General features: G+C 65.0%; 10 protein-coding genes. 7 read left to right on the top strand and 3 right to left on the bottom strand.

From position 1 onward, the window contains the following. Positions 1-24: 24 nt before the first annotated feature. Genes VZC39_RS09315 through VZC39_RS09305 form a run of 3 tightly spaced genes read right to left on the bottom strand, consistent with a single transcriptional unit; the run spans position 25 to position 3,579 of the window. Positions 25-831: an enoyl-CoA hydratase gene (locus VZC39_RS09315; RefSeq protein ID WP_434667851.1), complete on the bottom strand. Its 807-nt coding sequence runs from the start codon at positions 829-831 to the stop codon at positions 25-27. Between the two features lie 29 nt (positions 832-860). Further along, positions 861-2,018 carry an acyl-CoA dehydrogenase family protein gene (locus VZC39_RS09310; RefSeq protein ID WP_434667848.1) on the bottom strand — a complete coding sequence of 386 codons (1,158 nt, stop codon included), beginning with the start codon at positions 2,016-2,018 and terminating at the stop codon, positions 861-863. Positions 2,019-2,055: 37 nt separating this feature from the next. Further along, positions 2,056-3,579 (bottom strand): CoA-acylating methylmalonate-semialdehyde dehydrogenase, encoded by a 1,524-nt coding sequence (locus VZC39_RS09305; protein ID WP_434667845.1) that lies wholly within the window; start codon positions 3,577-3,579, stop codon positions 2,056-2,058. Between the two features lie 282 nt (positions 3,580-3,861). Between VZC39_RS09305 and VZC39_RS09300 the strand changes: the two genes are divergently transcribed. From VZC39_RS09300 to VZC39_RS09270, 7 genes are all read left to right on the top strand, one after another. Beyond that, entirely contained in the window at positions 3,862-5,010 is a 1,149-nt protein-coding gene (locus VZC39_RS09300) for an isovaleryl-CoA dehydrogenase (protein WP_434667842.1), read from the top strand. Next, entirely contained in the window at positions 5,007-6,653 is a 1,647-nt protein-coding gene (locus VZC39_RS09295; RefSeq protein WP_434667839.1) for a carboxyl transferase domain-containing protein, read from the top strand. Before VZC39_RS09300 ends, VZC39_RS09295 begins: the two co-directional genes overlap by 4 nt. A 10-nt stretch (positions 6,654-6,663) precedes the next feature. Then, positions 6,664-7,488, top strand: a complete 825-nt coding sequence (locus VZC39_RS09290; protein WP_434667836.1) for an enoyl-CoA hydratase-related protein — start codon at positions 6,664-6,666, stop codon at positions 7,486-7,488. A 106-nt stretch (positions 7,489-7,594) separates the two neighbouring features. Further along, complete coding sequence (locus VZC39_RS09285; protein ID WP_434667833.1) at positions 7,595-9,568, top strand: acetyl/propionyl/methylcrotonyl-CoA carboxylase subunit alpha; 1,974 nt, start codon at positions 7,595-7,597, stop codon at positions 9,566-9,568. Then, positions 9,565-10,554, top strand: coding sequence for a hydroxymethylglutaryl-CoA lyase (locus VZC39_RS09280; protein ID WP_434667830.1), 990 nt, complete (start codon positions 9,565-9,567; stop codon positions 10,552-10,554). The genes VZC39_RS09285 and VZC39_RS09280 overlap by 4 nt, the downstream gene beginning before the upstream one ends. Further along, on the top strand, positions 10,544-10,957 hold the full coding sequence (locus tag VZC39_RS09275; RefSeq protein WP_434667827.1) for a MerR family transcriptional regulator: 414 nt from the start codon (positions 10,544-10,546) through the stop codon (positions 10,955-10,957). The genes VZC39_RS09280 and VZC39_RS09275 overlap by 11 nt, the downstream gene beginning before the upstream one ends. Before the next feature lie 244 nt (positions 10,958-11,201). Next, positions 11,202-14,141 (top strand): DUF748 domain-containing protein, encoded by a 2,940-nt coding sequence (locus VZC39_RS09270; protein ID WP_434667824.1) that lies wholly within the window; start codon positions 11,202-11,204, stop codon positions 14,139-14,141. Positions 14,142-14,163: the final 22 nt, after the last annotated feature.

Below are 14,163 nucleotides of genomic sequence, written 5' to 3'. Positions count from 1 at the left end.
GGGTGGCAAAACGGCGGGGGGAACTCACTCATGCACGGCTCCATTTGGCTTGGTTGAAGGTCCATAGTGCCAGCGGGCCGGACGTTTCTCCAGGAAGGCAGCCACCCCCTCGCGCTGGTTCACATCCGCAAACAGTTCGAGGAAGAGGCTGCGTTCGAGTGGCAGGGCCGCATCCCGCGGGCCGAGGCGGCCCTGATTGATAAGGTTCTTGCAGGCACGCAGGGCGCTCGGGCTCTGGCGCTCCACCTGCTGGGCCATCTGGGCCGCCGCCGCCCAGGCCTGCCCCTGGGGAACCACCTCCTCCACCAGCCCTATCTCCCGCGCCCGGCCGGCCGTGACCTTCTCTCCGCAGAGGATGAGCCGCTTGGCCCAGCCCGGCCCCACCAGTTCGGTGAGACGCTGGGTACCGCCGGCGCAGGGCAAAAGCCCCACCGAGGCCTCCGGCAGCCCCATCCTCGCCTGTTCCTCCGCAATACGGATGTCACAGGCCAGCGCCACTTCCAGTCCGCCTCCCATGGCATAGCCATTGATGGCGGCGATGCTGACACCGTGGAAGCGGGCAAGGGCCTCGAAGGCGCGGCCAAAGGCCTCAGCCACTTCGCGGGCGTGATCCGGGTTGCCGTCGGCAAACATCTTGAGATCGGCGCCTGCGCAGAAGAACTTCTCCCCCGCCCCGCGGATCACCAGGGCCACCACGTCAGGACGGCCGTCCAGCTCCACCATCATCTGCAGCAGGGCCTGCAAACTGGCGAGGGTCCAGGTGTTGGCAGGGGGATGATCGAAGGTGATATAAGCCACATGACCGTGATACTCGAGCCTGATCCTTGTCATTGTCTTGTCCTTGTCAGTCACAGTGCCCGTCACTCCAGCGTCAGGCCGGGATCGGCCAGCAGGCGGCGAGCGATGATGAGTCGCATGACCTCGTTGGTCCCCTCCAGGATGCGATGCACCCGGGTATCGCGAAGGTAACGCTCCAGCGGATATTCGCGGATATAACCATAGCCGCCAAAGAGTTGCAGTGCCTCGTCGCAGACCCTGTGACCCACATCCGTGGCCAGGCGCTTGGCCATGGCGCACCAGGCACTCTTGTCAGGACTGCCTCTGTCCAGCTTGTCGGCGGCCTGGCGTACCAGCAGCCGCGCGGCGGCCAGCTCAGTGGCCATGTCGGCAAGGCGAAACTGCACGCTCTGGAACTCGCCGATGGGGCGGCCAAACTGCTGGCGCTGCTGCACATGGACCAGGGCATCATTCAGCGCCTGCTGGGCAGTCCCCACCGAACAGGTGGCGATGTTGATGCGTCCCCCGTCCAGGGCCTGCATGGCAAACTTGAAGCCTTCCCCCTCCTCCCCCAGTCGGTAACGAGCGGGAATGCGTACCCCGCCAAAATTCACCTCCCGGGTGGGCTGGCTGTTCCAGCCCATCTTCTCCTCCGCCTTGCCATAACTCACCCCAGGCATGTCGGCTGGCACCATGAAAGCGGAGATCCCCCTGGCCCCCACGCCGCCGGTACGGGCCATCACCACCAGCACATTCGTACTGCCCGCCCCGGAGATGAAGACCTTGCTGCCATCGATGAGGTAATCCTCGCCATCTCGCACGGCCCGGGTCTTGAGGGCCGCCGCGTCCGATCCAGCGCCCGGCTCGGTGAGACAGTAAGAACCCAGCAGCTCGCCGCTGGCGAGCCTCGGCACCCACTCCTCGGCCACCTCGCCAGGCAGCCAGGAGCCCAGCATCCAGCTCACCATGTTGTGGATGGTCAAATAAGCCGTGGTGGAGGTGCACCCCATGGCGAGGCGCTCGAAGATGAGACTGGCATCCAGCCTCGGCAGGGCCAGTCCACCGTATTGCTCAGGGGTATAGAGACCGCAAAAACCGAGCGCCGCCGCCTCCTTGATGGTGGCGACGGGGAACTCATGCTCCCTGTCCCAGCGGGCGGCATGGGGCTTGAGCGCCTCCTCGGCGAAGGCGCTGGCGGCCTCCATGTAGGCCTGTTGATCTGCGGTCAGCGTAAAATCCATCTTGTTTGCTTCCTTCTTGTCTTGGTCGTGACACCGCTCAACGCAGGTGGATGGTCATGTTGGGGCCGCTCGGGATGTCTTCATCGAACCAGCGTTCGGTCACCGTCTTGGTCTCGGTGTAGAAACGCACCGCCTGCTTGCCGTAGGCGTGCAGATCCCCGTAGAAGGAGCCGCGCCAGCCGGTGAAGGAGAAGAACGGCAGCGGCACCGGGATGGGGACGTTGATCCCCACCTGGCCCACCGCCACCTCGTGGCGGAACTTGCGGGCCGCGGCGCCGCAACCGGTGAAGATGGAGGTGCCGTTGCCATAGGGATTTTCGTTGATGAGAGCGAGCGCCTCGTCCAGGCTCGCCACCTCGAGGCACACCAGCACGGGGCCGAAGATCTCTTCTTGATAGATACGCATCTCTGGGGTCACGCCGCGAAACAGGGTAGGCCCCACCCAGTTGCCCACCGGGTAACCCGGCACGTCGCAAAAACGCCCGTCCAGCAGGCACTCGGCCCCCTCGGCGATCCCCGCCTCGATCAAGCCCTCGACCCTGACTTTCGCCTCCGGGCTGATCAAGGGGCCATAGGCGGCCTCTGGATCGTGCCAGATCCCCGGTTTCACCTTGGCAAACTCAGTGGCGAGTTCCGGGATCCACTCCCGCGCGTTCCCGACGAACACCGCTACGCTGATGGCCATGCAACGCTGGCCGGCGGCGCCCACTCCGGCGCCCACCAGGTTGCCGAGCACCTGCGCCTTGTTGGCATCCGGCATGATCACCATGTGGTTCTTGGCGCCGACGAAGCATTGTGCCCGCTTGAGCTGGGAGGTGGCGGTGCGATAGACATGGGCGCCGACCCGGGCCGACCCCACGAAGCTCACCGCCTTCACATCCGGGTGGGCGAGCAGTGCATCCACCTGCTCGGCACCGCCGTGCACCACAGAGAGGATGCCCCTGGGTGCCCCTGCCTCGGCGAACAGTTCCACCAGCCGCATGGGGGTGAGGGGATCCTGCTCCGAAGGCTTGAGCACAAAGCCATTGCCGCAGGCCACCGCCAGCGGGAACATCCACAGCGGGATCATGGCCGGGAAGTTGAACGGGGTGATCCCGACGCACACACCGAGGGGTTGCACCCAGGAGTGGCCGTCGACCCGGCACGCCACGTTGCCCATGGTCTCACCCAGGGTCTGGCTCGCGATGGCGCAGGCCTGCTCCACCACTTCGATGCCGCGCCACACATCCCCCTTGGCATCCGCCAGATTCTTGCCGGTCTCCTGTGCCAGCAGCTCCGCCAGCTCGTCGTGATGGACTTTGAGAAGATGTTGGTAGTTGAACATGACGCGCGCCCGCTCGGAGGCCGGCACCTCTCGCCACAACAGATAGGCGTCGTGGGCGCTGCGCACCGCCAACTCCAGCTCGGCCGGGGTGGCCTTGGGCACCCGCGCGAGCAGGCTCTGATCTGCCGGATTGGTGACCTCTATCCATTGCTCGCTGGCGGAAGCATAAGCCTCCCCACCGATATGAAGGGGCAGATCCCCGTACCGGGTCTGCGGGTGACCGCTGTGCTGGCTCATGACGCCCTCCTCCCGTTGACGGCGATCTGGATAGGGAGCCCGGTTCCATGGGTTCCCTGTCGATTGCAGTTGTTGATCATCTTCCTCACTCCCTGGATTCGACCGTCTCCCTGGATATCCCCTTGCGGTTGGCGGTCAACGAATTTACCTTAGACTAACAACTCATTTACGTTTACGCTAACGTAAACTTGATTCATTGATGGACTGACCAGTATTCCCCTTCTCTGAGATGACCCCGGGGAACCACGGTCCGCCCATCACCGCTTGATAAGGAGAGCAAGGATGCATGCCCTGATGGATGAGACCCTCCAGGCCCTGACCGAACAGGTCGAAGCCTTCTGCCAGAAACTGATCGCCCCCCGCGCCGAGGAGATAGACAGAAGCAACGCCTTCCCCCGGGATCTCTGGCCCCAGATGGGGGCGCTGGGCTTGCATGGCATCACGGTGGCGGAAGCCTATGACGGCGTGGACCTCGGCTATCTCGCCCACGTGCTGGTGATGGAGCAGGTGAGCCGCGCCAGCGCCTCGGTCGGCCTCTCCTACGGCGCCCACTCCAATCTCTGCATCAACCAGATCCACCGTCACGGCACCCCTGATCAGAAGGCGCGCTACCTGCCTGATCTGGTCAGCGGCAAGCACGTGGGGGCACTGGCCATGAGCGAACCCGGTGCCGGCTCCGACGTGGTCGCCATGCGTCTCATCGCAGAAGACAAGGGTGATCACTTTCTGCTGAACGGCAACAAGATGTGGATCACCAATGGGCCGGATGCGGACACCTTCGTCATCTACGCCAAGACGGACGCATCAGCCGGCCCCAAGGGGATATCGGCCTTTATCGTCGAGGCGGGCACGCCGGGATTCACCACGGCCCAGAAGCTCGACAAGCTCGGCATGCGCGGCTCCAGCACCTGCGAGCTGGTGTTCGAGGATTGCAAGGTGCCCAAGGAGAATCTGCTCGGCCCATTGCACGGCGGAGTCAAGGTGCTGATGAGCGGGCTCGATTACGAGCGCGTGGTGCTGGCGGCGGGACCCCTCGGCATCATGCAGGCCTGCATGGATGTGGTGCTGCCCTATGTGCGCGAGCGCAAACAGTTCGGCCAGGCCATCGGCGAATTCCAGCTAGTGCAGGGCAAGCTGGCCGACATGTATACCCGCCTCGCCAGCAGCCGCGCCCTGGTCTATTCGGTGGCCACGGCCTGCGACTTGGGTCACACCAGTCGCAAGGATTGCGCCGCCGCCATCCTGCTCGCCGCCGAGAATGCCACCCAGATGGCACTGGATGCCATCCAGCTGCTCGGCGGCAACGGCTACATCAACGAATACCCCACCGGCCGCCTGCTGCGAGACGCCAAGCTCTACGAGATAGGCGCCGGCACCTCGGAAATCCGTCGCTGGCTCATCGGCCGTGAGCTGATGGGAGAGCAGGCATGAGCCGCCTCTTCTCTCGTCTTGACAGGACCAGTCCCGAATTTGCCGAAAACCACGCGGCCATGGCGGCCCTGGTCCAGGATCTGCATGCCCGCCTGGACGAGATTGCCCTTGGCGGCGGCGCCGCCAATCAGGCCCGCCATCGGGAGCGCGGCAAGCTGCTGCCCCGCGAGCGCATCGATCGGCTGCTCGACCCCGGTTCCCCCTTCCTCGAACTCTCGGCGCTGGCCGCCTGGCAGGTCTATGACGAGGCCGTGCCCGCCGCCGGCATCATCACCGGGCTTGGCCGTATCTCGGGTCGGCTCTGCCTCTTGGTGGTCAACGATGCCACCGTCAAGGGGGGCACCTACTACCCCCTCACGGTGAAAAAACACCTGCGGGCCCAGGCCATCGCCGCGCGGCTGCACCTGCCCTGTCTCTATCTGGTGGATTCCGGCGGCGCCTTCCTGCCCATGCAGGACGAGGTCTTCCCGGACCGGGAGCATTTTGGCCGCATCTTCTACAACCAGGCCCGAATGTCGGCCCAGGGCATCCCCCAGCTCGCTGTGGTCATGGGTCTGTGCACCGCCGGCGGCGCCTATGTACCCGCCATGGCGGACGAATCCATCATGGTCAAGAACCAGGCCACCATCTTCCTGGCGGGCCCTCCTCTGGTCAAAGCCGCCACGGGGGAAACCATCAGCGCCGAGGCCCTCGGCGGCGCCCAGGTCCACTGTGCCCACTCCGGGGTCGCGGATCACCTGGCCGAGGACGATGCCCATGCGCTGGCTATCGCCCGCACCTTGGTTAGCAACTTAGGGGTTAGCAACTTGGAGGTCAGCAACCTGGGGATGAGCGACCCGGGGGCTGGCAATCAGGACACCCAACCGGCCTTCGAAGAGCCCTGCTATCCCATCGAGGATCTCTACGGCCTGGTGGGCACCAATCTCAAGCGTCCCTACGATGCCCGGGAGCTCATCGCCCGCCTGGTGGATGGTTCGGAGTTTGACGAGTTCAAGGCGCTGTTCGGTACCACCCTGGTCACCGGCTTTGCCCGCATCCAGGGCATGGCGGTGGGGATCCTCGCCAACAACGGGGTGCTGCACAGCGACAGCGCCCAGAAGGGCGCCCACTTCATCCAGCTGTGCAACAAGCGCGCGATCCCGCTCCTCTTTTTGCAGAACATCACCGGTTTCATGGTGGGCAGTGCGGCGGAGAAAGAGGGGATCGCCAAGCACGGTGCCAAACTGGTCACTGCCGTGGCCTGCAGCCGGGTGCCGAAGATCACCCTGATCGTCGGCGGCAGCTTCGGTGCCGGCAACTACGGCATGTGTGGCCGCGCCTATGAGCCCGACTTTCTGTTCAGCTGGCCCAACAGCCGCACCTCGGTGATGGGAGGCGAGCAGGCCGCCGGCGTCCTGGTGCAGGTGCGCCGTGACAAGCTGGCGGGCGAGGGAAAGACATTGAGTGAACAGGAGGCTGCGGCCATCCGTTCCCCCGTGATAGAACAGTATGAACGGCAGGGGCACCCCTACTACGCCAGTGCGAGGCTGTGGGATGACGGCGTCATCGACCCCGCCCAGAGTCGCACCGTGCTGTCCCTGGCCCTGGCCGCCTGTCAGGGAGCCGAGATTGGCCCCGAACAGTACGGCATCTTCCGGATGTAAGGAGCGCACCATGACTGACCCTCTCTTTGACGATCCTCCGGCCAGTTACCGGCTGGAGTGGCACGGCCCCCTGGCGGAACTCATCCTGGCGCGCCCGACTCGTCACAACGCCTTTGACGCCGCCTTGATGCAGGGGCTGCTCGACTGTCTCCACGAGCTGGTTCACCACCCGTCCCGCCCCCATGCACTGATCCTGCGGGCCGAGGGCAAGCATTTTTGCGCCGGGGCCGATCTCGACTGGATGCGCAGCCTGGCCCACGCGGATTTCGAGCAGAACCGGGAGGATGCCCGGCTGCTGGCGCGGCTGATGCAAACCCTGGACGAGCTCCCCTTCCCCACCCTGGCCCTGGTGCAGGGGGCCGCCTATGGGGGAGCACTTGGCCTCGTCTGTGCCTGCGATATCGCGATTGCCGCCGACAACGCCCGCTTCTGCCTCTCCGAGGTGAGCCTCGGGCTGGTCCCGGCGGTGATCAGTCCCTACGTGGTGCGCGCCATGGGCATGCGTCAGGCACGCCGCTACATGCTGAGCGCCGAACCCTTCGATGCCATCACCGCCTGCCACCTCAACGTGGCTCACCTGATGACCACCCCGGCCGAATTGCTGACCGAGGGACGTCGTCAGGCCCTGCGCCTGTGTCGCAACGGCCCGCAGGCGATGAAAGAGACCAAGCGGCTGCTGGCAGAACTCGACGCGCACGGCGGCCGCCACCACGAAGAACACACGGTCGAGACCATAGCCCGGGTGCGGGTCGGTCTGGAAGCCCAGGAAGGGATGCAAGCCTTCTTCGACAAACGCCCCCCCAGCTGGCGCCCCCGTTTCAAGGACGAAGCATGATCAAACCCATCAAGCACCTGGTGATCACCCATTACAACGGATCTGGCCGATGGACGGCTTATCCCGCACCGCACTCCCACACCACCGCAGTCCGTGAGGCGCAGATATGACGGCCCCCATCAACCGCCTGCTGATCGCCAACCGGGGCGAGATCGCGGTGCGGATCATCAAGACCGCTCGCCGCCTCGGCATCCACACCATCGCCCTCTACTCCGACGTCGATGCTGGCGCCATGCATGTGCGCGACGCCGACGAGGCCTGGCATCTGGGGCCGGCGCCTGCACGGGCGAGCTACCTCGACGCCGCCAAGGTGCTCGCCATCGCCCTTGAGGCCAAAGCCGATGCCATTCACCCTGGCTACGGTTTCCTGTCCGAGAACAGCGATTTCGCCAGCGCCTGTGAGGCGGCAGGCATTCGCTTCATCGGCCCGAGCGGCGCCGCCATCCTCGCCATGGGGGACAAATCCGGCGCCAAGGCCCTGATGCAGGCCGCGGGGGTGCCCGTGTTGCCCGGCTATCACGGGGCGGATCAGGAAGCCGGCTTTTTGCGCGATCAGGCGAGTCTCGTCGGCTTCCCGCTGCTCATCAAGGCCGCCAGCGGTGGTGGCGGCAAGGGGATGCGCCGAGTCGATCAGCTGGCCGATTTCGACGACGCCCTGGCCGCAGTCAAACGAGAAGCCAGGGCCGCCTTCGGCGACGATCATGTGTTGCTGGAGCGCTACCTGCCCCGCGCCCGCCACGTGGAGGTGCAGGTGTTTGCCGATGAGCTCGGCAACGCCATCTATCTCGGGGACCGCGACTGCTCCTTGCAGCGCCGCCACCAGAAGGTAATTGAAGAGGCCCCCGCCCCCGACATCCCGCCCCCCCTGCGCCAGGCCATGGGGGAGGCAGCCGTGGCCGCCGCCCGCGCCATCAACTACCGCGGCGCCGGCACCATCGAATTTCTGTTGTGTGGTGGGGAGTTCTTCTTCATGGAGATGAACACCCGACTGCAGGTGGAGCACCCGGTTACCGAATGCATCACGGGTCAGGATCTGGTGGCCTGGCAGCTCACAGTCGCCCAAGGCAAGCCCCTGCCGCTGACGCAGGATGAGGTGGTGCTGCGCGGCCACGCGGTGGAGGCGCGGCTCTACGCCGAGGACGTGGGAGCGGGTTTCCTGCCCGCCAGCGGTCCCATCGACTGGCTGCACTGGCCGGACGGGATCCGCATCGACACCGGGGTGGGCGCCGGAGATGCCGTGAGCCCCTATTACGACCCCATGATTGCCAAGCTCATCGTGCACGGCCAGAGCCGCGCCGAGGCCTTTGCCAGACTGGCCGAGGCGCTGGCGGCATTGACGCTGGGCCCCCTGGTGCACAACGGCGCCCTGCTGCTGCGCCTGTGCCAGGAGCCGGATGTGCTGGCGATGCGTCATCACACCCAGTGGCCCATCCCCACCGACCCGCTGCCCGTGCCAGACCTCGCCTGGCCGCTCGCCACTCTCTGGCTTGCCAGCAGGCAGCGCAAGGGACAGGCCCCGGGACCCTGGCAGCAGACCGACGGCTTTCGCCTCGGCGCTCACAGGCACTGGACGGCGGCGGTGCGAATTGGCGATGAGAGCCGCACATTGACCCTCATCGAGACCGCCGGCGCCATTGAATGGCAGGGGATCCGACTACCCTACGAGTCCGGGACAGATTATCTGCGCATCAAAGCGGGAGATGCCTGGCAACGCTACCCCGTCAAGACACAGGGGCAGCATTTCGTGCTGCCCCTGCAGGGCCGAAGCCTGCCATTTTGTGAAGATGATCCACGGCACCAAGCCCGTCCTGATCACCAGCATGGCGTCAGCACGGGGGAGATACGCGCCCCCATGCACGGCATCGTCGTGGCCTTGCTGGTGGAGGCAGGACAACGAGTCAGCAAGGGGCAAGCCTTGCTGGTGCTGGAGGCCATGAAGATGGAGCACAACCTCAGGGCCGAACAGGATGGCGTGATTGCGGCCCTGCACTGCCAGCAGGGGGAACAGGTGAGCCAGGGCAACGTCCTGGTGCAGCTCTCCCCGGACAAGGATGAACAGACACAGGCGGATGGAGCATGAACAAGGAACAGGGAAGGCCCGTGGATCGGGTGAGCCTGGTGGAGATGGGGCCGCGGGACGGGCTGCAAAACGAACTACACATACTGCCCCTGGCCCAGCGGCTCGAGTTAATCGCGCGCCTCGCCGAGAGCGGCCTGCAGCGCATCGAGGTGGGGGCCTTTGTCTCCCCCAAACGGGTTCCCCAGATGGCGGACTCCGGCGCCCTGCTGGCAGCCTTGCCCCGGCGCGCCGAACCGGGGCATCAGCGGGTACGCTACGGCGCCCTGGTGCCCAACTTGCAGGGGCTCAAAGCCGCCATCAGTGCCCAAGTGGACGAGATAGGCCTCTTCACCGCCTGCTCCGATGGCTTTACCCGCGCCAATATCGGCATCGGCGTGGAGGAGTCCCTGGTGCGCTTCGCCCCCCTGGTGGCCGAGGCCCGCAGCCTCGGCATCCGGGTGCGGGGCTATCTCTCCACCGTCATCGCCTGCCCCTACGAGGGCCCGACCCGGCCGAAACGGGTGGCGGCGCTCGCCGAGCGGCTGCTGGATCTGGGTTGTCACGAGATCTCCCTTGGCGACACCATAGGGGTCGGCACCCCGGGCACCGTCGCGCCCATGCTGGACGCCGTCTTGCACGAGGTGCCGGCGGGGCGGCTCGCGGTCCATTTTCACGACACCTATGGCCAGGGGCTGGCCAATTTACTGCCGGCGCTCGAGCGCGGGATCCGCACCATCGACTGTTCGGTGGCCGGGCTCGGTGGCTGCCCCTATGCCCCCGGTGCCTCCGGCAACGTCGCCTCGGAAGAGGTGGTCTACCTGCTGCACGGCCTTGGCATGAGCACAGGGGTGAACCTGGACACCCTCGCCGCCACCGGCCAGTGGGTGAGCGAACAGCTGGGGCGGGCCAACGGCTCCCGGGTCGGTCAGGCACTGCATGCCAAGGCCCTCGCCCGCCAGCGGACTACAAAGGATGAGATCCCACAAGGAGCCTGCCATGGTCCCTAACCGTTTCGCCAGCAAGGAGGTGACCTACAGCATCTCGGAGCTGGCCCAGGAGTTTGACGTCACCCCGCGCACCATCCGCTACTACGAGGATGAGGGGCTGATCACCCCGACCCGGGAGGGGCAGACCCGGATCTACAGCCACAAGGACAAGATCCGCCTCAAGCTCACCCTGCGGGGCAAGCGGCTCGGTTTCAGTCTGGCGGAGATCCGCGAGCTGTTCGATCTCTACGATACCGACAAGACCAGCCGAACCCAGTTGCACTCGATGATCCAGATCATCGAGGCAAGACGCCACTCCCTGCGCCAGCAGCTCGAAGATATCCAGATGGTGATGGCTGAACTGGAGGTCGCCGAGCAGCGCTGCATCCACTCCCTCAACGCGCTGACAACCGGGGCGGATTGACCGGCGCTGGGCGACAGTCCGGCTCATGAGGCTGCTCCGACGAGCTATCAACGAAAAGGTGGCGGACACCAGTGTTCGAGACCGGAGGCGGCAACGCGCCACGCCCGCCCTGCTATGTCGGAACCTCCCTGGTGCCAAGGGCTGCCAATTGCACACATGACCACCAATGCCGGTCAGAGTCCGGCGCAGCTTCAAGGAGAGATCATGCTCGGGCGGTGATTAATTGCTACCATGTGCGCATCAAATGGAGACCGCCATGCCCAAGCCTCTGCCCACTCGCCTGTTGCGCTATGCCCTCTACCTTTGCGTCGCCCTGCTCATCGCCTGCGTCATTCTGCTGTGGCAAGCCCCCGGTCTCGCCCAGCGTCATCTTCCCGGCTGGCTGGCCAAGCACTATGGACTGCAGCTCACTCTAGGGGAGATCCGGGTCAGCCTGCAGACCCCCTCCCTCACCCTGGGCCCCACGACGCTGCTCGATGCCCAGCAACAACCCATACTGGCCTTCGAGCAGCTCCTGATTGTCCCCAAGCTCAAAGAGAGCTGGCAGCAGCGAGCAGTGGTGCTGGCCGAGGCCAGCCTCAGCAAGCCCGTCGCCAACCTGGTACGCCTCGCTGATGGCAAGGGCCCGGACAAGCAGCCCGAGGCCAGATTCAACCTGACCGAGGCACTCGCCCCCTTGCTGGCGGCCGACCCTGTCACCCCTGCCGAGCCGACGCAAGAGATGCTGCCGGTACAGATCGACAAGCTGACCCTGGTGCAGGGGCAAGTTCGCTATCAAGACAGCCGCAAGCCTGGCAGCCCGGGCTGGGTGCCGAAGCTTGCCCTCGACAAGCTCGAGCTGCAACTGCCCGGTGTATCCACCGCCAAGGGGCATCAGAGCCCCTATCAGCTGAGCGCCACCCTCAACCAGAAGAGCCCTCTCAAGGCCCGGGGTGAACTCGACATTCTGACCGGCTCCGGCAAGGGAAGCGTCAGTCTCGGCAAACTGGCTCTCGCCCCCTTCGCCCCCCTCTGGACACCTTATCTCAAGGCGGAGCTGGCCCGGGGGGACGCCAGTGCCGAACTCAGCTATCGCCTGACCCAGGGCAAGCAGGGACTGGGGTGGCAACTCTCCAACGGCAAACTGCTGCTGAACAACTGGCAGCTCAAGCGTGCCAAGGGCAGCGAGTTTGCCCGCTTCAACCAGCTGGCCCTGACCGGGATCAGCGTGGATGGGGCCAAGCAATCCCTCACCATCGGCAGCGCTACCCTCAAGGCCCCCACCCTCAGCGCCGTGCTTGATGAGAAGCAACAACTGGATCTCGCCGCCTTGTTGGTCGCTCAGCCCGCTACCAAGGCTGCGGCAAAGCCCGCCAAGAAAACCAAACCGGCCCAGACCAGCCAGCCCTGGCGTTGGCAGCTCAAGCAGTCCCGTATCAGCGAGGGTCATCTCAAGCTGACCGAATCCAGCTCGGGCAAGCCGTTGCTGCGCGAGTTATCGGGGCTCAGTCTCAGCCTCGGGGCACTCGGCAGCCATGCCCAGGCGCCCAGTCCCCTGCTCCTGAACGCCACCCTCAACCAGCAGAGCCCCGTCAGTTTCGATGGCAATCTCACGCCTGCGCCTTTTGCCTTGAGCGGAACCATCAAACAACAGGCGTTGCCCCTTGCCTGGGCCCAGCCCTATCTGCAGGATCTGCTGCGCATCAAGGTGCAGGATGGCCTGCTTAGCAGCCGCACCAGACTGACCCTGGCCACCGATGCCAACGGGGTCCTGAGCCGGCTGGATCTGGAAGGGGGGCTCGATGTCGACAAGCTCTATGTACTGGACAGGGCCGACAACCAGCGCCTACTGCAGATCTCCCGCCTGGAGCTCACCGGGCTGCAGTACGATGGCATGAGCCAGCAGTTGAAGATAGCCGACATCCTGCTGCGCCAACCCTTCGCCCGTATCGAGATCAGCGAAACGGGGATCACCAACGTGCAGCAACTGCTGTTGCCCCAGCCGGACAAGCCACAGGGGGCCAGCACGCCCACTCCCCATATCCACATCGATCAGGTGCGCACCGAGCAGGGCAACCTGCGCTTTGCCGATCGCAGCCTGAGTCCGGAATTCGTGGTTGATATCGCCTCCCTCGCGGGCCAGAGCCGCCATATCAGCAACGTACCGGGTCAGCGTTCCGAGCTCGCCTTCAATGGCAAGGTGGATCGCTACGCCCCCGTCACCATCAGGGGGGGAACCAACCTGCTCATCGATGATCCCGTGCTCGACGTCGCCGTGGCCTTCAACAACCTGGAGCTCACCACCTTCACCCCCTACTCCAGCACCTACGCGGGCTATGCCATCGACAAGGGGCAGCTCTCCATGAAGCTCAACTACAAATTGCAGGGCAACCGACTGGAGGGGGACAACGACATCACCATCAAGAAGCTGCAACTCGGTGAGAAGGTCAAGAGCGAGCAGGCCAGGGATCTGCCCCTGGGCCTTGCCATCGCCCTGCTGAGCGACTCCAATGGTGTCATCAAGATGAATCTCAAGGTGAAGGGAGACCTGGATCAGCCGAACTTCAGCCTGGGCAACATCTTCTGGGACGTGCTCGGCAATACCCTGACCAAGGCCATCAGCTCTCCCTTCTCCCTGCTGGCCTCCCTGACCGGCGGCACCCAGGATCTCGACGAGCTGCCCTTCCTGCCAGGCAGCCCGGATCTCAGCCCAAGCCAGCAGACCAAGCTGGACAAGCTGGCCCAGGCCCTCAAGGAGCGCCCCAAGCTCAGCATGAACATCCGCGGCAAGGTCAATTTCAACGAGGAGAGGCCCATCTTGCAGCGCCAGAAACTGGAACGGGTGCTGGCCAAGATCACCGGCTCGCCGGTGGATCTCAACCTGCTGGAGCAAGACAGCACCATGCAATCCGCCCTGGCCGATGCCTATGAGGCGAAATTCAACGAAGATCTCGGGGATCTGGCGGACAGGCTGAGACTCGCCGAGCAGAGCCCGGCCCTGCGCAGCCAGGCCGTGATCCTGCTGCGAGACCAGCAGTTGATCACCGCCAAGTCCCTGCGCAGCCTGGCCATGCGCCGCGCCCAGAATACCAAGGCATTCCTGGTCGAAAACCAGGGCATAGCGCCGGAGCGGCTGTTCGTCCTCGACAGCCTGGTCAAGGAGACGGACAAAGAGGCCAAGGTGGTGCTGACTCTGGACAACTGAGCCCGAGGGGCGGCCCTGGCCG

The sequence above is a fragment of the Aeromonas sp. NJAU223 genome, from assembly GCF_051125555.1.
GTDB lineage: Bacteria > Pseudomonadota > Gammaproteobacteria > Enterobacterales > Aeromonadaceae > Aeromonas > Aeromonas veronii_G.
This window is presented reverse-complemented; position numbering and strand designations above follow the sequence as displayed.